Source organism: Nostoc sp. UIC 10890 (assembly GCF_054786515.1).
The window spans coordinates 1,086,471-1,108,711 of the sequence record NZ_JBSGKF010000001.1; the positions used below are offsets into that span (position 1 = coordinate 1,086,471).

20 protein-coding genes are annotated in these 22,241 nt (G+C 40.5%); 11 read left to right on the forward strand and 9 right to left on the reverse strand.

Going from position 1 to position 22,241, the window contains the following annotated elements; all coding sequences use genetic code 11:
- The first annotated feature begins 20 nt into the window (after nt 1-20).
- The 4 genes from ACWATR_RS04260 to ACWATR_RS04275 are packed head-to-tail and all read left to right on the forward strand — an operon-like array spanning nt 21 to nt 2,703.
- Nucleotides 21-797 carry an energy-coupling factor ABC transporter permease gene (locus ACWATR_RS04260; RefSeq protein ID WP_460329810.1) on the forward strand — a complete coding sequence of 259 codons (777 nt, stop codon included), beginning with the start codon at nt 21-23 and terminating at the stop codon, nt 795-797.
- Nucleotides 784-1,086: an energy-coupling factor ABC transporter substrate-binding protein gene (locus ACWATR_RS04265; RefSeq protein ID WP_181930268.1), complete on the forward strand. Its 303-nt coding sequence runs from the start codon at nt 784-786 to the stop codon at nt 1,084-1,086. The genes ACWATR_RS04260 and ACWATR_RS04265 overlap by 14 nt, the downstream gene beginning before the upstream one ends.
- On the forward strand, nt 1,083-1,889 hold the full coding sequence (gene cbiQ, locus ACWATR_RS04270) for a cobalt ECF transporter T component CbiQ (RefSeq protein ID WP_460329812.1): 807 nt from the start codon (nt 1,083-1,085) through the stop codon (nt 1,887-1,889). Before ACWATR_RS04265 ends, cbiQ begins: the two co-directional genes overlap by 4 nt.
- Nucleotides 1,870-2,703 (forward strand): energy-coupling factor ABC transporter ATP-binding protein, encoded by an 834-nt coding sequence (locus ACWATR_RS04275; RefSeq protein ID WP_460329814.1) that lies wholly within the window; start codon nt 1,870-1,872, stop codon nt 2,701-2,703. The genes cbiQ and ACWATR_RS04275 overlap by 20 nt, the downstream gene beginning before the upstream one ends.
- Before the next feature lie 111 nt (nt 2,704-2,814).
- Here ACWATR_RS04275 and ACWATR_RS04280 read toward each other — a convergent pair whose 3' ends face one another.
- Nucleotides 2,815-3,360, reverse strand: coding sequence for an NADPH-dependent FMN reductase (locus ACWATR_RS04280; protein WP_420763183.1), 546 nt, complete (start codon nt 3,358-3,360; stop codon nt 2,815-2,817).
- A gap of 318 nt (nt 3,361-3,678) precedes the next feature.
- Between ACWATR_RS04280 and ftsH the strand changes: the two genes are divergently transcribed.
- From ftsH to topA, 3 genes are all read left to right on the forward strand, one after another.
- Nucleotides 3,679-5,601 carry an ATP-dependent zinc metalloprotease FtsH gene (ftsH, locus tag ACWATR_RS04285; protein WP_460329816.1) on the forward strand — a complete coding sequence of 641 codons (1,923 nt, stop codon included), beginning with the start codon at nt 3,679-3,681 and terminating at the stop codon, nt 5,599-5,601.
- A gap of 307 nt (nt 5,602-5,908) precedes the next feature.
- Nucleotides 5,909-6,823: a DUF928 domain-containing protein gene (locus tag ACWATR_RS04290; protein ID WP_460329818.1), complete on the forward strand. Its 915-nt coding sequence runs from the start codon at nt 5,909-5,911 to the stop codon at nt 6,821-6,823.
- Nucleotides 6,824-7,107: 284 nt separating this feature from the next.
- A complete protein-coding gene (topA, locus tag ACWATR_RS04295; RefSeq protein ID WP_460329820.1) occupies nt 7,108-9,273 on the forward strand; it encodes a type I DNA topoisomerase in 2,166 nt (721 codons plus the stop codon).
- A gap of 166 nt (nt 9,274-9,439) precedes the next feature.
- Here the strand turns inward: topA and ACWATR_RS04300 are convergent, their stop codons facing one another.
- The 3 genes from ACWATR_RS04300 to ACWATR_RS04310 form a co-directional block, all read right to left on the reverse strand.
- On the reverse strand, nt 9,440-9,706 hold the full coding sequence (locus ACWATR_RS04300) for a type II toxin-antitoxin system RelE family toxin (protein ID WP_460329821.1): 267 nt from the start codon (nt 9,704-9,706) through the stop codon (nt 9,440-9,442).
- Nucleotides 9,703-9,942 carry a hypothetical protein gene (locus tag ACWATR_RS04305; RefSeq protein WP_460329823.1) on the reverse strand — a complete coding sequence of 80 codons (240 nt, stop codon included), beginning with the start codon at nt 9,940-9,942 and terminating at the stop codon, nt 9,703-9,705. The genes ACWATR_RS04300 and ACWATR_RS04305 overlap by 4 nt, the downstream gene beginning before the upstream one ends.
- 163 nt (nt 9,943-10,105) lie before the next feature.
- The gene (locus ACWATR_RS04310; protein WP_460329825.1) at nt 10,106-10,624 is read right to left on the reverse strand and encodes a phosphoribosyltransferase; all 519 of its coding nucleotides are present in this window, start codon (nt 10,622-10,624) and stop codon (nt 10,106-10,108) included.
- A gap of 77 nt (nt 10,625-10,701) precedes the next feature.
- On the opposite strand from ACWATR_RS04310, the gene ACWATR_RS04315 reads away from it, so the two are divergent.
- The gene (locus tag ACWATR_RS04315) at nt 10,702-12,150 is read left to right on the forward strand and encodes an MFS transporter (protein ID WP_460329827.1); all 1,449 of its coding nucleotides are present in this window, start codon (nt 10,702-10,704) and stop codon (nt 12,148-12,150) included.
- 541 nt (nt 12,151-12,691) lie between these two features.
- On the opposite strand, the gene ACWATR_RS04320 is transcribed toward ACWATR_RS04315, so the two are convergent.
- Complete coding sequence (locus ACWATR_RS04320; protein WP_460329829.1) at nt 12,692-14,821, reverse strand: tetratricopeptide repeat protein; 2,130 nt, start codon at nt 14,819-14,821, stop codon at nt 12,692-12,694.
- 170 nt (nt 14,822-14,991) lie between these two features.
- On the opposite strand from ACWATR_RS04320, the gene ACWATR_RS04325 reads away from it, so the two are divergent.
- The gene (locus ACWATR_RS04325; RefSeq protein ID WP_460329831.1) at nt 14,992-15,690 is read left to right on the forward strand and encodes a rhomboid family intramembrane serine protease; all 699 of its coding nucleotides are present in this window, start codon (nt 14,992-14,994) and stop codon (nt 15,688-15,690) included.
- Between the two features lie 393 nt (nt 15,691-16,083).
- Nucleotides 16,084-18,726, forward strand: a complete 2,643-nt coding sequence (locus ACWATR_RS04330) for a hybrid sensor histidine kinase/response regulator (protein WP_460329833.1) — start codon at nt 16,084-16,086, stop codon at nt 18,724-18,726.
- Nucleotides 18,727-18,807: 81 nt separating this feature from the next.
- Here the strand turns inward: ACWATR_RS04330 and ACWATR_RS04335 are convergent, their stop codons facing one another.
- The 3 genes from ACWATR_RS04335 to ACWATR_RS04345 form a co-directional block, all read right to left on the reverse strand.
- On the reverse strand, nt 18,808-19,302 hold the full coding sequence (locus ACWATR_RS04335; protein ID WP_460329835.1) for an ureidoglycolate lyase: 495 nt from the start codon (nt 19,300-19,302) through the stop codon (nt 18,808-18,810).
- Nucleotides 19,303-19,418: 116 nt separating this feature from the next.
- Complete coding sequence (locus tag ACWATR_RS04340; RefSeq protein ID WP_176727140.1) at nt 19,419-20,438, reverse strand: RpoD/SigA family RNA polymerase sigma factor; 1,020 nt, start codon at nt 20,436-20,438, stop codon at nt 19,419-19,421.
- A 618-nt stretch (nt 20,439-21,056) separates the two neighbouring features.
- A complete protein-coding gene (locus tag ACWATR_RS04345; RefSeq protein WP_460329837.1) occupies nt 21,057-21,344 on the reverse strand; it encodes a DUF3172 domain-containing protein in 288 nt (95 codons plus the stop codon).
- Nucleotides 21,345-21,354: 10 nt separating this feature from the next.
- Between ACWATR_RS04345 and ACWATR_RS04350 the strand changes: the two genes are divergently transcribed.
- Entirely contained in the window at nt 21,355-21,531 is a 177-nt protein-coding gene (locus tag ACWATR_RS04350) for a hypothetical protein (RefSeq protein WP_460329839.1), read from the forward strand.
- 107 nt (nt 21,532-21,638) lie between these two features.
- Here ACWATR_RS04350 and ACWATR_RS04355 read toward each other — a convergent pair whose 3' ends face one another.
- Nucleotides 21,639-22,031, reverse strand: a complete 393-nt coding sequence (locus ACWATR_RS04355) for a hypothetical protein (RefSeq protein ID WP_460329841.1) — start codon at nt 22,029-22,031, stop codon at nt 21,639-21,641.
- Nucleotides 22,032-22,241 lie beyond the last annotated feature (210 nt).

Genomic DNA, 22,241 nt, shown 5'->3' on the forward strand with positions numbered 1-22,241 from the left:
AAATCTGCGAGGTACAGATTATGAAAAGAAAAAAACAGGCGTTAGTCAGTCTAACCCTGATGGGAGTTATCAGTTTTTATCTAGTCATTGGTTTACCCAAACCCGCCTACGCCATGCACATTATGGAAGGTTTTTTGCCAGTGCAGTGGGCAATTTTTTGGTGGGTTGTGGCATTACCATTTTTTCTATTAGGATTGCGTAGTCTGACTCGCATTACCCAAGCTAACCCGGAATTGAAACTACTCCTGGGCTTGGCTGGTGCTTTTACTTTTGTGCTGTCAGCTTTGAAAATCCCTTCTGTCACAGGTAGCTGTTCTCACCCAACAGGGACAGGGTTAGGTGCGGTGCTGTTTGGCCCCCTTACTATGTCGGTTTTGGGTAGCTTAGTATTGTTGTTTCAAGCTTTGTTACTGGCGCATGGCGGCTTGACGACGTTGGGGGCAAATGCTTTTTCGATGGCGATCGCTGGCCCTTTCCTAGCTTACTGGATATATAATCTGACAATAAAGTTAGGTGGTAAACAACAAATCGCCATATTTTTAGCAGCTGCGATCGCAGATTTACTCACCTACATTATCACTTCCATCCAACTCGCCCTAGCTTTCCCCGCACCTGTTGGTGGGTTTATCGCTTCATTTACCAAATTTGCCGGAATTTTTGCCATTACTCAAGTTCCTTTAGCAATTAGTGAAGGATTACTAACTGTGTTGGTGTGGAACTGGCTGCAATCTTATAATCCTCAAGAATTGGAATTGTTGAAATTAATCAAGCGAGGAAGTGGCAATGAGTCAATCTAAAAAAGGGTTGAGTAACTGGCTGTTGGTATTAGGAGTTATAGCTTTAGCAGTTGCACCGTTAATATTTGTGCGAGGTGGGGAGTTTTCCGGTGCTGATGGCAAAGCAGAAGAGGCTATTAATGAAATACAACCTGAATATAAACCCTGGTTTAAATCATTTTTTGAACCAGCTAGTGGGGAAATAGAAAGCTTATTATTTGCTTCGCAAGCAGCTTTAGGTGCGGGAGTAGTTGGTTATGCAATTGGATTGTATAAAGGACGTTCCCAACAACAAAAACCTAAAGAATGAGCCTACAACTAGACACTTTAGCTTATACCAATCGATTGCGAAGATTGCCACCAGAGCATAAACTAATTTTTGCATTTACTACTCTTGCTATTTCCCTGGCTAGCCATCCGCTAGTGCAAATATTGATGGCACTTTGGATGGGTATTTGGACAGTTATTTATGCAAGAATTCCCGCTGGTGTTTATTTTAAATTGTTAACATTTACCATAGTTTTTTGTTTGACAAGTTTGCCAGCACTTATGGTGAATGGAGTTACGATTAATGATTTGCCAAACGTACAATTAGATTCGTGGTATGGATTAACTCTCGGACACTTCTATATTTATATTAGTCATCATGGCAGTATCCAAGCATTGGGAATTTTAACCAGAGCATTAGCCTCTGTTTCTTGCTTATATTTTCTCATGTTAACCGTCCCTTTCACGGAGATATTACAAACTCTGCGTTACTTGCGATTTCCAGCGCTTTTAACCGATTTGTTATTACTAATGTATCGGTTTATTTTCATCCTACTGAACACAGCCGATGAATTATGGACAGCACAAAACTCCCGTGGTGGTTACCGTACTTGGCGTAGTGGAATGAAAAGTTTAGCACTACTAATCGGACAATTATTACAGCGAACCTTACAACGATATAGTCAGTTTTCTCTGGGATTGCAATCACGGGGTTTTGTGAGTGAATTTCGAGTTTGGCATCCCCGCCGCTATCATCCCCAAGCGCGATATATTATCGAAGCAATTTGCGGCTGTGTAGGATTAATAGGATTAGAATTTTGGCGAAATGCAGGAATATTTACTTGAATTTGAGCAGGTATATTACACCTATCCAGGCGCACAAGAATCAGCGTTGAATGGTCTAACATTGAAGATTCCATCTGGCAAAAGATGTGCGTTAATTGGGCAGAATGGTTGTGGTAAAACGACGCTATTTTTATTAGCCAACGGTCTATATAAACCTGATTCTGGTATTGTACGTTGGCGTAGTGAACCGTTGAGTTATAATCGCAATGCTCTTAGTAACTTACGGCAAAAAGTTGGACTAGTATTTCAAGATCCAGAACAACAATTAGTAGCTTCTACTGTTGAAGAAGATATATCTTACGGTTTGTGTAATTTGGGTTTGCCAGAGCCAGAAATTAAAGACCGAGTAGAGCAAGCATTAGTGGAATTTGAACTGACTGCTTTAGCAGAAAGACCAGTACATCATCTGAGTTTAGGACAAAAAAAACGAGTTTCTATAGCAGATGTGATGGTATTACACCCGGAATTATTGGTGTTAGATGAGCCAACTGCATATTTAGATGTAAAACATACTCGTAACTTGATCGCAACTCTGAAAAGGATTCATTTAGATGGAACCACTTTGTTGATGGCAACCCATGATTTGGATTTAGTTTATCGTTGGGCTGATTGGGTTTTTGTCATGGATAAAGGGCAGCTGAGGCTAGAAGGTAAACCACAAGATGTATTTAGTCAGCGTACTCTTTTAGAAGAGTTAGAGTTAGGCGTACCATTGATATATGAGATGTTATTTGATGGGCTATCTGCTGAAGAAGGAGTAATTATAGAAAGAGTGCGACAGCGGATATTACAGCTATTTCGTAATTTTTCCTGATTAACATAGAATTTACGTAAAACTAAACGCCAACCTACACAGTTTAAGGTTTTTGGCGTTAACCCAAGCGTATTAAAATATAGGGTGGACAAAACTTTGCCCACCATAAAACTAATTTACACCTCGCAGCTTGCGAGTATTATCAACTAAACTCTGAGCAAATTGATCAAATCTTTGAGATAGCTTCTCATCTAGTAGCTTGCCTTCAGGACTGAACGCACTCCAAGCTTGTCCGATTGCAATTTGTTCAGGGATTGCCCAGCAATGTACCCATCTGGTAATTAACCGTAGCTCGTTTAGAGCATTACTATTAGACTGTCCACCTAAGACACTAATAAATCCTGCCACTTTATCTGAGAGTTGATCAAAGCTCATCAAATCCAGAGCATTTTTTAGGACACCACTAACGCCACCATGATACTCAGGTGTCGCTAAAATGAATCCATCAGCCTGACTAAAAGTATTTTGCAACCGCAAAACATCTGGGTACTCTGGATACTCCTTAGCGCCAGTGCAAAATGGTAGCTGCAACTGCCGTAAATCGAGAATTTCTACCTCTGCACCCAAGGCTTCCACCCTTTGCATTGCTACTTGTAAAGCAAGCTGGGTATAAGAGTTGGATCTTAAACTACCGCCAATACCAATAATTCTCACCATAATTAACCTACAAAGTATTAACTAGCTCTTAAAAAACGGAATCGTTATGACTATGTTTATCTTAGCGATTTGTGTCAGAATGTGTCAAATTAATATCTGCTGGGCATTGGGCATTGGGCATTGGGCATTGGTGACTCTTCCCCCTTCCCCCTTCCCCTGTGGATGGAGGAAGGAATAGCCTGAAGAAACTTGGGAATGATTTTGTGTGGAAGTTAGACTAGATAAGAAAAGTGTAATTTCCAGTTATTACAATTTTTAATAGAAGAATAGGCATAAACCAGCGCTCAAACTTGTGCCAGCAGACAAAGGGTAACTATTATGACAAATTTGGGAAAAAAAGCATTGATAAAAAGTCAGTCGTCAAAGCACGTTGCTTGGGTTGGTGCGTTGGCAAAACCCGCTGTAGGCATCGCAGCTAGTTTAATTATGTTGCCAGTAATTTTCGGTAGTACTCCTGTCATGGCACAAAAAGCAGAGAGCACCCCTTTAAATTATGGCCAGTTGATCACGAAAGTGAAGGCGGGAGAAGTTGAAAGAGTAGAGCTTGACGAAACTGAACAGCTAGCAAAGGTTTATCTCAAGGGGCAAAAGGAGAATACACCACCGCAACAGGTGAGACTTTTGGCGCAAAATGCAGAGTTAATTAACATTCTTAAAGAGAGGAATGTTGATTTTGGTGAAGTTTCCTCTGCTAATAGTCGAGCTGCTGTTGGGCTGTTAATTAATTTGATGTGGATTTTGCCATTGGTGGCTTTAATGCTGTTGTTCCTCCGGCGCTCTACAAATGCTTCTAGCCAAGCGATGAATTTCGGCAAATCCAAAGCTCGCTTCCAAATGGAGGCAAAAACTGGAGTCAAATTTGAAGATGTCGCCGGGGTTGAAGAAGCTAAAGAAGACCTCGAAGAAGTTGTTACTTTCTTAAAACAGCCTGAAAGATTTACTGCTGTAGGCGCACGTATTCCCAAAGGAGTGCTGTTAATTGGCCCCCCTGGTACTGGTAAAACTTTACTAGCAAAAGCGATCGCAGGTGAAGCAGCTGTACCATTCTTCAGTATTTCCGGTTCAGAATTCGTGGAAATGTTCGTTGGTGTGGGTGCATCTCGCGTGCGCGACCTCTTCAAAAAAGCTAAAGAGAATGCTCCTTGCCTAATATTTATTGATGAAATTGACGCAGTAGGTAGACAACGGGGGACTGGTATCGGTGGCGGGAACGATGAGCGCGAACAAACCCTCAATCAACTGCTCACTGAAATGGATGGTTTTGAAGGTAATACAGGCATCATTATTATTGCTGCCACTAACCGCCCAGATGTTTTAGATACAGCGTTACTCAGACCGGGACGCTTTGACAGACAAGTGATGGTGGATGCACCGGATCTCAAAGGGCGATTGGAAATTTTGAAAGTCCACGCTCGGAATAAGAAAATTGATCCTAGCGTATCATTAGAAGCGATCGCTCGTCGCACACCTGGTTTTACTGGCGCAGACTTAGCCAACTTACTCAACGAAGCTGCCATTCTCACTGCGAGGAGACGCAAAGAAGCTGTCACCATTTTAGAAATTGATGCGGCTGTAGACCGAGTTGTTGCAGGTATGGAAGGTACTGCCTTAGTAGACAGCAAGAGCAAGCGTTTGATTGCCTATCATGAAGTTGGACACGCTTTAGTGGGTACATTGCTCAAAGACCATGACCCTGTACAGAAAGTTACATTAATTCCACGGGGACAAGCACTGGGATTAACTTGGTTTACTCCCAACGAAGAACAGGGGTTAATTTCCCGTTCCCAACTCAAAGCTAGGATTACTGCTACTTTGGGTGGTCGCGCCGCCGAGGAAATCGTTTTTGGTAAGCCAGAAGTGACCACAGGTGCAAGCAATGACTTGCAACATGTGACAGGGATGGCACGGCAGATGGTGACACGCTTCGGGATGTCAGAATTAGGCCCATTGTCCTTAGAAAATCAGAGTGGAGGAGAGGTATTTTTAGGACGTGACTGGATGAATAAATCAGACTATTCTGAGGAAATTGCCGCCAAAATTGATTCTCAGGTGCGCGAAATTGTTAACAATTCCTACATCAAGTCCAAAGAACTTTTGGAAGAAAACCGTCTAGTTTTGGAACGTTTAGTAGATTTGCTAGTAGAACAGGAGACAATTGAAGGCGATTTATTCCGCACAATTGTTGCTGATAATGCTCAGGTAGCCGATGCAAAATTGGCTGTACCCTCATTAGAAAGATGAGTTAAATAATAATGTAGAGACGTAGCAATGCTACGTCTCTACAAGGGTTCTGAATAACGCATCTTTAATTTCAGCAGATGTGTATTAAGGAATAGGCAAAAGCTAATAGTCTATCAACTTTAGACTACTGAAAATCCAAATGCTAAGATTCCCGACTTATTAAAAAAGTTGGGATTTTATTTTAAAAAAATTACAATACCACCTCAGCCTTCCCAGAAAGTAGCACACATAAAGTCTTGCCACTGCAAAGCTTGAGCTATTGTATTATATATACCCAAGCAATGTACTACAAGTGGACATAAACATCATGAAATATAGATTTTGGGCAAGCTATCTGCTTGCTGCTTTAGCATTTCTCCCCTTCGAGTCTGTAAGCACTACTCAAGTTTTGGCAACAGAGTCAGTTTACCAACTAGCACAAGCTAAATCTGCTTACACTCAATATATGTTGCTTGGCTATAATGAAACCAAACGAAGAAACTATAGAAAAGCTTTAGGATATTTTCAGCAAGCAGAGCGGCTACGTCCTGGAGATAGATATGCTACTTCTGCAATTAGAAATGTTACAGGTTACATTCAACGTGGTAGAAATCGTATCGCTTTTGTTCCAGGTAGACCTGGTAGGGTAAGATCGGCTGGAACACGCGGAAATTGTTTTCCAATTGGACAATATATTATTCCCCTGACACCAACAGATAAGGAAGCTCAACGAACCACAGCAGAGCGTCCCACATTCTTTTTTTACATTCCTCAAACCTCGATAACAGTAGAAGCACTAGAATTTGTTTTGCGGGATGATGATAGCGTTGACCCATTGTATAAGGGAACTTTCAAACCTATTGGGCAGAATGGTATTGTTAGCGTAAATGTACCTGTCGATCAGCCATCTCTACAAATCGGTAAAGAGTATAATTGGACTTTTTCGATGATTTGTGATCCTAGTAACCGCGATAAAGACTCGTATGTAGAAGGTACAATTGTGCGATCGCAAGATGAAAACCTATCCCTTCAGCTAAACCAACCAAACACAGACTTGGATCGGGCAGTTTTATTCGCCACAGCCGGATTTTGGGAAGATGCTCTAAGAACTTTAGCTAATTTACGCAGCCAGCGTCCTAATGATCCCGAAGTTCAGAAATATTGGGAAGATTTTTTAAATTCAGTAGACATTAAAGAAGTTGTAAATAAGCCTTTATTGCCCTGTTGTACTGCCCAGAAATAAATTAACAATTACTTAAAAACCCGGTTTTTATAGAGAAGCCGGGTTTTTTACGTTTCAATTTAAAAGTAATAAAAGCACTATAACAATCCGATTTGATTTCTGAAATTATTTGCGTAAGAAGGCAACAGGCAATAGGCAACAGTCAAGAAGCCTCTTTGAGTTATACTGAATTTTTTCAAAAATCGAATATGAGTTCTGTAGATGATACATATATACTAAAATATACTATGAAATTACTTGTTGTTACAAAGTATTCAACATAGAGCATCGAAAACGCAGTTGCTATGATCAAACGCCTGCTTGTGGTGGAATCTCCGGGAAAAGTCAAAAAACTCAGTCAAATTCTGGGTTCGGATTGGAAAGTTCTCGCCAGTTGTGGCCACATCCGCGAACTCAGCAATGAAGGGGACGATTCCTTGGGCTTCGTCATGGATGGCAGTAATGTCCGGTGCAATTACGTTCCGCGTGACCAACGAGCGAAAGAAACAATTCAGAAACTCAAGTCTGCGGTGAGGCAGGTTGATGAAGTTGTTTTAGCAACTGACCCAGACCGGGAAGGCGAAACTATCGCTTGGCACCTGAAAGAAACGCTGGGTTTAAGGGAACCGAAACGAGTAATTTATACTGAGATTACAGCATCGGCGGTGCAGAGTGCGATCGCTAATCCTAGAAAGCTAGACCAAAATTTAATCGGTGCTGGGCTGTGTCGAGATTGCCTAGATAAGTTGGTAGGTTATAAAGGTAGCCCTTTAGTTTGGGCATTGAATAACGGCGCTAAAAGTGTTGGCAGAGTCCAAAGCGCGACGTTGCACTTGATTTGTCAGCGAGAAAACGAAATTCTGGCATTTGTCCCCCAAGATTACTGGAGTGTCTGGGTAGATTATGCGGAAGGATTTCGAGCTTTTTACAAAGGGACGGTGGATTCTGCAAAAGATGCAGCAGAGCAAGAAACTGAAACTCATGATGACGCAAAGGTAGGTAATAGTCCAGAAACACCGGAGTCTAAGCGCGTTCTTTCCGAAGCAGAGGCAACACGTTTAGTTGAAGAAGCACAGCGGCATCCTCATCAGGTGATTCATTTTGAAGGAAAAATCGTTAATCGCCAGCCACCGCCACCATTTACAACTTCCAGTCTTCAGCAAGCAGCCGGTTCAAAGCTGAGGTTTGCTCCTGACAAAACCATGATTGTGGCCCAAAAGCTCTATGAAGCTGGGTTGATAACATATATGCGAACAGACTCAGTAATGCTGAGTCCAGAATTTTGTGCCAGCGCCCGTAAATGGTTAGAGCAAAATGATCCGCCGAATGTACCGCAGCAAGTCGCCAAGCATCGCAGTAGCAAATCGGCTCAAGAAGCACATGAAGCAATTCGTCCAACAGATGTATTTCGTCCCTCAGTTCAGTTGCGTTTAGAACTCCCTGATGATGAGTTTAATCTGTATGTGATGATTTGGAAGCGGTCGATTGCTTCTCAGTGTCGGGCTGCCCAATTGCGTAAAACTTTGGTGATTACTCAGTCTGGTTCCCTATTGTGGTCAGCTAGAGGGCAAGTGATTGAATTTTATGGTTATGCCCGATACTGGAATAATCTCAGCAAGGATAGTGTTTTACCTTCATTACAACAGGGACAAGCATTGAAACTGGAGAATGCGGGACATGAAAAGAAGCAGACGCAGCCACCACCCCGTTATAGTGAACCCAAATTGGTGCAATTGATGGAACGTAAAGGAATTGGTCGCCCAAGTACTTATGCTCCCACTGTTGCTACTTTAAAAAAACGAAATTATGTCGAATTGAAAAAAGACCATCTGCAACCGACAGCATTAGGGTTAGAAGTTGATGCGTTTTTGCTCAAAGCACTGCCGGATTTACTAGAGGCGGAATTCACAGCGAAAATGGAAGATGCTCTTGATGCAATTTCCGAAGGAAAAAACTCTTGGCAGCATTATTTAACTAGTTGGAATCAAAATTACTTTATACCAGCGCTCTCCAAAGCTAAAACTGTAGTTGCAAGTTCCCCAAAAGGTAAAGCTAATGTGATAACTGAGCGGAAATACGAAACTTCCAAGACGCGATGCCCTGAATGCAAAAATTTCCTCACCAAAATTCCGACTACTAAGGTTAAAAAGAAATATTTCCTCAAATGCACAAAAGGCTGTGAAAATGTCGTGCTATTTTGGAGCGACTTTAACAAAACTTGGCAGCCACCACAAACGAAATCAGTCCAAGCTGAGAATCAACAAAAGCCTCCCGTTAAGATTACGGCATATCCCTGCCCGGTATGTAAGAAACCTCTAGAAGAGTACAGTTATATCAAAGAGGGGCAGAATAAGAAAATGTTGCGATGTTCTGACCCAAAATCCCGTAAGGATACTAAACATAAAGATGTGGCTTATTTTAGTACGCAAAAAGGGTGGTGGAGTCCTAAGTTTGGAGAGTTAAATTGTTAGTTACACATTGATATTTTTGCGACCAATAATGACAACAAATCATTTGATTTTGTCAGGATTACCGCGATAAAAGAGTTTTGCTTCTTCCTTAGTAAACATAAATAATTAACAAACAAGCACTCAAAATACCTAAAATCATCAAGAATTAATTACAAATTAATTAGCCCTAACTTTTATCGTTATAAACCTTGCTACGATGTCCAACTTCTACAACATTCACCACTAGAATATCATCGAAAATATCGTATATAACTCGATACTCACCTAGTCTAATCCTATAAGCATTTTCTTTACCTTTTAGCTTTTTTACCCCGTTTGGACGGGGTTCTATGGCTAAATCATCAATTTTAACTAGTATGCGTTCTTGAAGTTCTGGCGATAATTTTTTAAGTTGTTTTAATGCTCCCTTTAAGATTTCAACTTTATAACTCACGCAACTTCCTTTTTTATTTCTCGTTTTAGTTCTTTTTTAGCTTCCTCCCACGACACTGAGCCATCAATATCAGCAGATTTTTTTGCCAGATCATAGGCTTTTAAATCTTCCTCTTCTTCTTCCTCTTCGATTTTTTGAAGTAATGCGTAAATCTCATCTAAAGTGCTGTCATAAGCTTGGTTTAGTAGTACGTTGATATCTTTAATTAATTGTTCGCGTTCGTGTGCTGATTTCATTTTTAATTATCCGAGGGTGATTTTACTTTTTCTGCCACCATCTCTAGTTTCGCCTAAAGTCCGGTCGATTTTCAACGATTTGACGAGCGATCGCTAAAATCTAAAAAGCGACCAATACGTTACAAAAATTGGCTGTAAAATTAACTTTGCGTATAATTTATCATCAACATGGTTGATTTACCTTACCCGCAAGTTCTGCGATATTCATCTGCTCGTAGTGTTCAAAAGGTTGGTGAATCCAGGGGTTTTCAGCTAAATAATCAACATAATAATCGGGTGCTATAACTGAACAGGCTTTATACCAAAGAACGGCGGTGCGAATTTCCTCAATGGGGAAATCAATATTTTCCTTGAGCCAAGGTATAGTCTGTTGCAGTGTTACCCCAGAATCTACTAAGTCATCCACTAGGAGAATGCGCGAACCTAATTTTTCGGCAGTCATTGTCAAGTGGCGGGAGAAAATTAAATTACTTCTTTCTTGCTTGCCGGGGCCACTGTAAGATGATGTTGCTAAAATTGCCAATGGTTGCTCATATATACGGGAAAGAATATCTCCAACTCGTAGTCCTCCTCTGGCAAGACAGATAATCTGGTTGAATTCCCAACTGGATTGATAAATCTGAATAGCCAGTTGTTCAATTTTTTGGTGATAATCTGGCCAAGAAACATAAAGGTCTGGCATAAGTCTAACGGGAGTGGTAGATAGCTAGTATTGAAGGCAATTACAAACTTTTTATTTTAGTATGAGCACAAGTTATTATGAACGATTCTGCTGCTGGCGATGCCCAACGAGATCCTAAGAGTGAAAAACTCGACTTAAAAACAAAGCTAGCTTACGGTGCAGGAGATTTAGGGCCAGCAATTACTGCCAATATCTCCGTCTTTTTTCTGCTGGTTTTCTTCACAAATGTCGCTGGTATACCTGCGGGTTTAGCTGGCAGTATTTTGATGATTGGCAAAATCTGGGATGGCATAAATGATCCGCTTGTTGGGTTCTTGACTGATAAAACGAAATCTCGTCGTTGGGGCCGTCGTCTTCCTTGGATGTTTTATGGAGCAATCCCCTTTGGAATTTTCTTTTTCTTGCAGTGGATTGTACCGCGATTTAGTGCAAATCAGAGTGATAATCTTTGGCCGCTGTTCTGGTATTACGTCGTAATTGGGGTGATATCTCAGGTATTTTACACAGTTGTAAATTTGCCTTATACGGCGATGACTCCAGAACTAACTCAAGATTATGACGAACGCACCAGTCTTAATAGCTATCGCTTTACATTTTCTATTGGCGGCAGTATTCTGTCGTTGATTTTAACGCAAATTGTTTTTTCTCTAATTAGCGATCGCCAACAACAATATCTCGTTTTAGCAGCAGTTTGTACGGTAATTTCAATTTTAGGATTATATTGGTGCGTTTTTGGAGTCCGCGATCGCATCTTGGCTTTTGAGGCCAAACGCATCCAAGTTGAGGAACCCGCATCTCTCCCCTTCTTTGAACAGCTAAAAATTGTCTTTAGCAACCGACCTTTTTTATTTGTTATTGGTATATATCTTTGTTCTTGGCTAGGTGTGCAGATTACAGCCAGCATTATTCCCTATTTTGTAGTCAATTGTATGGGTCTTAAAGAATCAGATGTACCCACAGTCCTGATTGCAGTCCAAGGAACCGCCCTGCTGATGCTATTTGTCTGGGGTGCGTTGAGTAAAAAAGTTGGCAAAAAAATTGTTTATTTTCTAGGAATGAGTTTATGGATAATAGCCGCCGCCGGACTATTTTTCTTACAACCTGGTCAAATAGTTTTGATGTATGTGATGGCTGTCATGGCGGGTGTTGGTGTATCCACAGCTTATCTAATTCCTTGGTCGATGATTCCAGATGTGATTGAACTAGATGAACTCCAAACCGGACAACGCAGAGAAGGTATTTTTTATGGCTTCATGGTTTTGTTACAAAAATTTGGTTTAGCTTTCGGGCTTTTTTTGGTAGGAAATGCTTTGCAAGTATCGGGTTTCAAAGAATCTGTAGCCGGAAGTCCACTACCTATCCAACCAGAATCGGCACTGTTTGCTATTCGTATTGCTGTTGGGCCTATACCTACAGTTTGTTTGATTTTTGGCTTGATTTTAACGTATTTTTACCCAATTACCCGCGAGATGCACGCAGAAATCATGCTGAAACTCAAAGAACGGCAAGAGAAGAGGGGGAGTTAAGACAATACTTTTCGGTGAACGGGGAAGACCAAAACACTTGTAGAGACGGCGATTTATCGCGTCTCTAAAACCCACAATTTTGTACTATTAGCCCTTAACCCAAGCGTATTGGGTAAAGGGAAAAGGTTGGAATTCACCTTTCCGCCTTAACCTAACCGTATTGGGACGGGTGGAGACACCAGTGGTGTCAACTTAAGCCAAAAATAGCGTACTGATTGGGTGTTGTTCACCCGCCAGGGATTGTAAATCCCTGACTAATTGCTCAAGTCTACTGAAGTAGACTGAAAATTTTTGCGCTCTTTAGTCCTCTTCAGAGGCCTTTAGCTATGAGACAGGGATTTACAATCCCTGGCGGACGTGCGGTTTCGCGTTAAGTTGACACCAGTGGTGGGGACACCCATCCCACAAGAAAATTTGGGATGTTTTTATAATCGAGCGTAAAACCCCAGCGGCAGAATACTAGTAACGCACGTCATAAATAAGCCATCCCTGACGTCATTACGAATTACGAATTACGAATTACGAATTACGCCTTGCGGTACTAGGGTGTTGTCTGCGGTGAATTTGTAGGATTAGGAGCGGGGATAATTGGCACAATTATCGGCTGTGGTTTTTCGCCTTGCAGTTGAATTTGGGCTTGGTTGCGGCCGTCTATTGCTTGTTGGTAATTAGACTTGTATTTTATTGCTTGATCGTAAGAAGCGATCGCATCCCGATACCTCTTCAAATTTAATAGGGCATTGCCCCTGCTATACCAGCTTTCGGAATGGTCTGGTTTATAACGAACTGCCTTATTATAAGACGCGATCGCATCTTCGTATTTCTGCAAAATATATTGTGAATTCCCTAGATTATACCAGAGTTGATAGTCATTTTGCTTAATTGTTGCTGCTTTATTATAAGATTTTATTGCTTCTTCATAGCGTTGATTTTGATGCAGCGACCATCCTAAATTATACCATGCTTGATAGTTTCTGGGGCTGTATTTAATTACTTGATTAAAAGATTCGATTGCTTCTGGATAACGTTGTAAATTCAGCAGGACATTACCTCTCGACAACCAAGATTGATAGTAATTTGATTTGTATTGCACTGCTTTATCATAAGCAGTGAATGCATCCTGGTAGCGTCGCAAATTGACTAGTGAATTTCCCCGATTATACCAGGCTTCTTCGTAGTCTGGTTTTAATTCAACGACTTTTTGATATGCTGCGATCGCTTCTTCATATCGCTTAGAGTTCTGTAGCGCTAATCCTTTTTTGTACCAAGCTTGATAATTGTCTGGTTTGAGTTCAATCGCCTTTTCATAAGATTGAATTGCTTGGTCATATTGGTTTAAATTACTGAAAGCTTCACCCTTAGCATTCCAGATTTCTGAGTTGTTATTATTTAATTGTAAGGCTTTGTCAAAAGAGGCGATCGCTTCTTGATATCGCTGTAAACTTCCCAGCACAAAGCCTCGTCCGCTCCAAGCTTCAAAATAATCTGGCCGAATTTGAATTGCTCTATCATACGCCGCTAATGATTCTTTGTATTTTTTTAATTTATACAGCGTTTTGCCTTGACCATTCCAGGCTTGAGCATGATTTGGTCGAATATTAACAGCTTTTTCATATACTGCTAGCGCATCTTGATAGCGTTGCAAATCAAAAAGGGTATTTCCTTGTTTAGATAATTCTATGGCATTATTTGAATTAATGTGATTCCAAATCAATATTGATGCGACTCCGCTAATACCAATGAAAAATATAGCTAGTAAAACTTTACCCAAAATGCCTTTTTTCGGTTGAGGTTTGTTTATATTTTTTGGTGGAGAAATAGGATTTAAAGCTATTGTCGCTGCGGGTGGTTGTGTTAACTCTTTCAGTGCTTTTAACGCCATTGTTGCCGAAGGATAGCGTTGCCGAAAGTCGTAGCAGACCATTTTATCTAAGAGTTGAGCAAATTCTGGCGTTACCGTGGCTTGATTATGCCAGATAATTTCATTAGTCTCAGCATCTTTTACTATTTCCTCTGGTGATAATCCTGTGAGAGCTTGAATAGCAATTATTCCCACAGCATAAATATCACTGCTTAATTTTGGCGTACCATGAGCTTGTTCTCCAGGAATATATCCAGGCGTACCTATAGCAACTGTAGCCTGTGTTTGACCTTGGGGAGTAATCACTTGAGTCGCAATTTGTTTAACTGCACCAAAATCAATTAAAATCAATTTGCCATCTGGTTGGCGTCTGAGAATATTTCGGGGGTTAACATCACGGTGAATTACATTCTGTTGATGGACAAATTCTAAGATTGCCAAAAGTTCTTCTAAAAGTAAAATTACTTGCTCTTGACTTAAGGTTTTGCCTGGTGTTATTTCTTGACTCAGGTCATCACCTTCGATCAATTCTTGTACAAGATAGAATTCGGCATTCTCCTCAAAATAAGCTAAAAGTTGGGGGATGCGATCGTGAGTTCCTAATTTATACAGAACTTGTGCTTCCGTATCAAATAAACGCCTAGCTGTCTCCAAAGTTACTGGATCGCTTGCCTGGGGTTTGAGTTTTTTTACGACACATGGAGGTGAACCAGGTAATTGGGTATCACAAGCCACAAAAGTTTCACCAAAACCCCCACCTCCCAAGTTCCTAATAATTTGGTATCTTCCTACAAGTGTGTTTCCCAGCATCTCGTTTGCCTACTTAAGTGCGATGCGATCTGATTTCAATCTTGCCACAGGTTAAGGGGGAGTGAGAGAGTGGGAAGCTAGAGGAGCAGAGGGGCAGAGGAGCAGAGGAGCAGATAAGAATGTTTTGTGTATCTTAATTACGAATTACGAATTACGAATTACGAATTAGTATGATTCCTATTAGTGATAATATTCGTTGTCGAAGTAAGCCGATTATTAATTACTGGTTGATTGGCATTAACCTGGCTGTATTTTTATGGGAACTTAAACTAGAATTTAGTGGTCAATTAGGTTATTTTATCAGTAGTTGGGGTGTAATTCCTGCTCAGATTACTGGAGCAATTACAAATGCTCTCTTTTTCAACTCTGCTGCTTGGATAATTGTAATTTGGCGAGTATTTTCACTACTTTTTGGAATATTTTTGCACGGCAGCTTTAGCCAAATATTGGGAAATATGCTCTTTTTGTGGGTTTTTGGCAAGACTGTCGAGAATCTTCTGGGACATAGACGCTATCTGGGATTCTATCTGGCTGCTGGTGTGATGATAGGGGTATTGCAAATACTAGCTGAACCGAATTTGACAGTACCGTTGATTGGGGCAAATGGTGCGATCGCAGCTATTTTAGGAGCATACGTTATGAAGTTTCCTAAAGCTAGGATTGACACAGTTTTGCCGCTAATAATCTTGTATATCCCCATCGAACTGCCAGCATTTTTCTATATATTTTGGTGGTTTGTGCAACAATTATTTTATGGTATAGGTAGTTTAAATATTCCTCCTGTCGGCGTAAATCAATCGGGTGTTGTTTTTTTAGGGCAGGTTGTGGGATTATTAATTGGTGCGGCTTTCATGCGATTAAAGCGATAGACTTTCTTTAGCTACTTAGAGGATGTTTTAGAAGTTTTCGACACTAGAATTCTGACTTCTGAAATCTTATTCAATGGAACTTATATATAGCAATCCTAAATCATTCGTAAAAAATTAGATTCCCGACTTATTCGAGAAGTCGGGGATCTGGACATCACGCATTTTCACAAATCATTTAGGATTTCTATATGTCTTTTGGCTGCAATACCTAAGCTACGTTTGCAGAAGAAAGCATATAGTTAATAGCTAGAATGATTGCTGTGGTAATATTTTGAATTTTGAATTTATGTGCCTTTTGATGGATTGCATTTTTGAGCTAAGAAATACATACTTATTAGACTAGGGTATGCCTACTCTTCAAGGTGATGCTATTAAGTATAATCGGTGTAAAAAATGCCAAATGTTGATAAAATTAACTTTCAAATTCCTGATGATTTAACAGTTCTGCGGCAGCGTGTAGCAGAGTTAGAGCAATCAGAAATATATTATCAACAAAGGCAAGCAGCACTTGAGGAGCAATTAAGAGAACTAAAGAGAAAGCTGCCATTAGAAGTAGAAGATTCCCATATTCAAGTTGTCGAGTGGCAGATTGAGAAGGATACATCCATAGTTTTGAATCTACCGATAGATGTGGCAGTAATTTTACAACAACTCCAACAAGAAATTGTGGAGCGACAGCAAGTAGAAGTAGTTCTTAGGGAGAATGAAGAACGGCTGAAGCTAGCCCTAGATGCTTCTCAAATGGGCTTGTGGGATTGGAATATTGTTACCAATCAAGTAATTTTGTCTGAAAATCATGAAGTGCTTTTTGGTCTAATTCCGGGCAGTTTTGACGGCACTTATGAAGGATTTTTGAAGTGTATTCATCCTGAAGATAAGCCATTTGTCATGGAAGCGATCGCTCACGCTTTGGCAAACAAAACTGATTACAATGATGAATTTCGTATATTTCGCTCAGACCAAAGTCCACATTGGATTTCTGCTAAGGGAAAATTTATCTATGACGATCAGGGACAAGCGGTGCGAATGATTGGCGTTTGTATGGAAACTACTGTATGCAAGCAGGCTGAAGAAAGTACTCGCGAACTAACAACCCAAGTCCAAGAACAGGCAAATATTTTAAATGCTATTCTTACTGCTTCAGTGGATCACATTTACATCTTTGATCGCCAAGGTTGCTATCAGTATGTCAGCTGTGATGCAGCGACTGTACTAGGTTTAAAACCCCAGGATATTATTGGAAAAACTTTGCCAGAATTAGATTTACCCGCAGACCTGATAATGCAGGTAGATAGTCAACGAAAAGCTGTGATGAAAACTGGGCAGCCAATTAAAGATGAGTGCGAATGTCTTACCACCAATGGGGTGCATTTTTATGAATATATCCTCACACCATTACGCAATCTTGACCAAACTATTGAAGGCGTAATCACCGTTTCTCGCGATATTACTGAACACAAACGGGCAGAAAAGTCATTACGTGAAAGTGAAGCGCGATTTCGGCGTTTGTTTGAATCTAATTTGATCGGGGTCGCTTTTTGGAATGTGCATGGCTTTGTGATTGATGCCAATGATGCCTTTCTGCAATTAGCTGGCTACACTCGTGATGAGTTTGCCACTTTAGGTAGAATTAATTGGCGAGAACTTACTCCTGTTGAGTATCAGGATTTAGACGATCGCGCCCTTTTGGAAGTGCAAACCACTGGAGTTTCCAGAATTTTTGAGAAAGAGTACATCCATCGCAACGGAAAGCGAGTACCAATTGTTTTGGGGATAGCCTTGCTGAATGACTCCCAAGAACATGGTGTGGCTTTTGTATTGGATATTACTGATCGCAAATCGGCTGAAAAAGAATGCGATCGCCTACTAGAATGCGAAAGGACAGCACGCCAACAAGCGGAAATTGCCAACAAAATTAAAGATGAGTTTCTAGCGGTTCTCTCTCATGAACTGCGAACCCCACTCAATCCCATTCTGGGATGGTCGAAAATGCTGCGGACTCGCAAGTTTGATGAAAAAACTACTAACCACGCTTTAGAAACCATTGAACGCAGCGCCAAGTTACAAACCCAGCTAATTGAAGATTTGTTGGATGTGTCTCGCATCCTCCAAGGAAAATTAAACTTGAATATCTGTCCAGTAAACTTGGTAATGGTAGTTGAAGCAGCACTAGAAACAGTAAAACTAGCAGCAGAAGCCAAGTCAATTCAAATTCAAACCATATTTGATGCCAATTTGGGACAAGTTATGGGCGACCCAAATCGGCTTCAACAAGTTGTGTGGAATCTACTTTCCAATGCGGTAAAATTTACACCAACAGGAGGACGGGTAGAAATTCGACTCATGGAAGCTGGTAACCAGGTTCAAATTCAGGTCAGCGATACAGGTAAGGGAATTAGCCCAGACTTTTTGCCTTATGTGTTCGATTACTTTCGCCAAGCTGATGGCACCACTACACGGACATTTGGTGGACTAGGTTTAGGATTAGCGATCGTGCGTAAGGTTGTAGAAATGCATGGGGGAAAAGTTCAAGCCGAAAGTTCTGGAGAAGAATCGGGTGCAACTTTCACTGTTGATCTACCGCTTTTAGTCAGAAATGAACAGGTTTGGCGTCAGGAAAATCAGTCTTCAGATTGTCAGCCAGAATCCTCGCTTTTTTCGGACACTCAAGTTCTGGTTGTGGATGATGAACCAGATATCCGCGATTTAGTCACCTTCATTTTGCAAGACTACGGTGTAGAAGTAACCGCCGTAGCATCAGCACAGGAAGCACTACAAGCGCTTTCTGAGTCGATCCCAGATGTTTTAATTAGTGATATTGGAATGCCAAAGACAGACGGTTATATGCTGATGCGTGAAGTGCGATCGCGATCGCCCCAACAAGGAGGAAGCGTACCAGCGATCGCTCTGACAGCTTATGCAGGGGAAATGAATCAGCAGCAAGCATTAGCAGCAGGATTTCAAATGCATATTTCTAAACCAGTAGATCCAGATGTATTGGTAAAGGCGATCGCTGATTTGATTAATCCAACCTAATGCGTCTATAGGAGATAGCCTCTGGTGTCCTCCTCTAGATGCATCTTTGATTGATTTTGTCAAATATTCTGTGTTATTTACCTAAACCATCTCAAACTCTAATTGATGACTCTTAAGAAAATCATGGGTGAAATGATCCACCATATTTGTATCAGCTAGTTCCAAATTATAAAAATCCACAGCTTCATGGTCAAAATGGGGGCCAGCGTGCCAAGTACCCTCATGTAGCTTGATAAAACAATTCCCCGGAATCCGGAAAGCAGCCATCTCTTCTAATGTTGGTTCATTCACATCATTATCAGGAGGACAAACTGCAATCAACCAATCCTTCCCTTCCAAAGAACCCAGACATTGAGTGCATTGCAGATGGCGAGTAATTTTGTGAAACTTTCGCCCTCTCTTCTCCAACCGCATAATATAAAATCGTGGAATCCCGTTTTGCAGGTTTAACTGGGCATCTTCTCCATCGTAACTTTTGCCATCAAGACTAGCAAAAATCACCTGTCCATAACGCCGAAAGTTTTCAGAAGTCACCCATTCTACCTGCAATTGTTGCACTGTTTTTGGTGTGCTCATATCAAATCTTCGAGAGAGATTAGTTAGGTTTATTTTCCCCCAAAATGACTGAATTTTATCCAGTCACGATGGTGAATTTGTGAGTTTAAATACCTAAACTATTGTAAGAAATAACCTTAGCTAGCTAGATAACTACGTACTTGTTCCTTTTGGCGTCGGAGGAGACTGAGAGCTTTTTGTTCTATCTGACGCACCCGTTCTCGACTAATACCCATGCGATCGCCAATCTGTGCTAAAGAAAGTTCATAGCCATCAGTAAGACCAAAGCGCAAGGTTAATATTTCTCGCTGCTGGGGAGACAGCTTTGCTAACAAGTCTTGTAAGTCTTGATGCAGAGATTCTTCAACAGCATAGTCTTCGGGAGAAGGTCCGTCATCCTCCAGTATGTCCTGCAATTCTGTATCCTGTTGTTCACCAACTCGCGCCTCTAAGGAGAAAGGTTGGCGGGCCAAGTACAAACACTCTCTAACTTGGCTGGGTGTCAAAGATAATGCGCTGGCAATTTCCGCAGTAGTGGGAACGCGGCCCAACTGTTGAGATAATTCTCGCTGTACCCGTTTAATTTTGTTCAGTTTCTCAAAGACGTGGATAGGTAAACGAATTGTCCGTCCTTGTTGAGCGATCGCTCGTGTAATTCCTTGACGAATCCACCAGTAAGCATAGGTTGAAAACTTATAACCAAGAGCGGGATCAAATTTATCCACTCCTCGCTCTAAACCCAAAGTACCTTCTTGAATTAAATCCATAAATTCCAAGTTGCGGTGCTGGTATTTCTTCGCCACTGCTACCACTAACCGGAGATTAGCCTGAATCATTTTCTGCTTGGCTTGGTGTCCTTGACTTAGCTGTTGCTCTAACACCTCAACACTTGACTCCAACTGATCTGCCCATTCTTGCAGCGTTGGTTCATGATTTAATTTCACAGCCAATTCTTCCTTAGCAGCTAATAAATTCATCATTTGCTGCACCTGTTGGGCAAAAATAACCTCTTGTTCGCGAGTCAACAAATCTACACGCCCGATCTCTTGCAGATAACTACGCACAATATCATCTGTAACTCGAGGCTTTTTATCTGCGGCTAAACTTTTTTTCTTCGTTTTTTGAACTTCGGTAGGTGGAGATGTTAAGTTGCTCATGGTTATTTGCTCCTCTGTAACCTCATCAATTTATTGGTATCAAGTCTAGATATTCATACCCATAGTCACTTCACACTGCTAATCAATGCAATTGGCAATACTGATGAATTTTGGTCTTATGATACATTACAAGTCAATTGTTGGAGATAATAAACCCAAAATCAACCCACCCTTTAATACTAACATCATCACCAGTCACAAATCAATTACCTAAAGTATTATCAGCATATCATTTGAAGTAATTACACTCCTTTTTTCTGGATTTTGGCATATTTTCAAACACGAATTATGTTTAGTCTAATTATTCAATGCATTTACCGGAAACAATAACAAGCTTGCCAAGCAACAATTTCATTACTTAAGAGATAAAATATTAACAGCAACTCTCCAAATAAATCAGAATTATTAAATAACAAAAATATTATTTATTTAAATACTAATACTCTGGTCATACCTCTTCTATGTAACTCTTATCAAATGTCCATTTTTCACCTCTATTTTTTACTAGATAATCCAATCATTATGAAGTTGAGTACATAGCAGGCGATTGTTAAACACAAAATCAAGCCCTTTTCCTGCTCAAGTACGGCTTTCTTCAGCAGTTTGGTCAAATACTTGTCATTTGGGCTTTAAGATCACAAAGACGCAGATATCTGTGACAATTGTACTTGTGTCATACTGCACGCAGATATCTGCATTAGATGCAGTATTATCAATTTGATTACTTTTGGAAACATTGTATAGACTAAAAGTAGTAACAGTGGTCACATTAACACCAAGGATAATACTTGGCAAGATACAAACACCCGCGATCGCCACTAATATCCTGTTGAAGCGAAAAAATTTTTGTTTAGGGATGGGTAGCTGATTGTTGTACAGCACAACTTGAACAACAAGATTACCCACTCTTGGAGAAGTGGTAAATAATCTCAGACTTTTAACCAAGCAACATCTCACAGTTTTCTTGCTTACTCGTTTTCACCTTAAGTTGACACAAAAGCAAAGTTGTGCATCAATACAGATGATTGACTTACAGCAAAGATTTTTGGAAAACTGGTACTATAGCAATCCGACGATCTTCAGCGATCGCTAAAGCACACGCAGGTGTGCGTCCATGATTTCATGCATATTTGAGCGTAAATTATCTAGATAAATTACACTACCAAGAATTAGTTATATCTTGTTAAAAAAGTTCCTATATTAAAATTGAGTAACTGTCACCCTAAGACCAGAATCCAGCTTAGGAACCTTGAAATACTCAATTGGCTCAGTACTTTGAGAACTTTCGGTATTTGCTGGCTTCTGACATTGCTTAAAGAAAGACTCTGGGTTATTGATGAACTCAAGTGGGTTAATCTTTGGGCATCCTCGCTCCTGTACTAGCGAAATTGATTCAGTCGTTTGTTTTGGATTGTTAGTCTGTCCGATAAAATTACTCCATGTAGCGTTAATTGTGGCTGGTTCTGTCAATAAAACTCCAGCCTGATTGCGATCGTCTGTTGTCATAGGAACATTCTCTTGGTTAGCATAGGCTTTCTGGGAGAGAGCAAGGGCGCTAATCACAACGACTAAGATAATAGAAGAGGATTTCATAATTCAATCTCTCAACATTGAATGTCAGTTTAATAATTACAATTGGCTAGATACAGAAATCAACAAATAGCAACCTAGTTTTGGTACTTCAGATTAACACAGGTAGTAAGAAGTATGCCTAAACTTCATTAAAAATATAGTGAGATATAGAGTACATTGTCGCGAAAATTTGCCTACCTTTAACAAGAGGCTTAACCCTGATTGTTCACC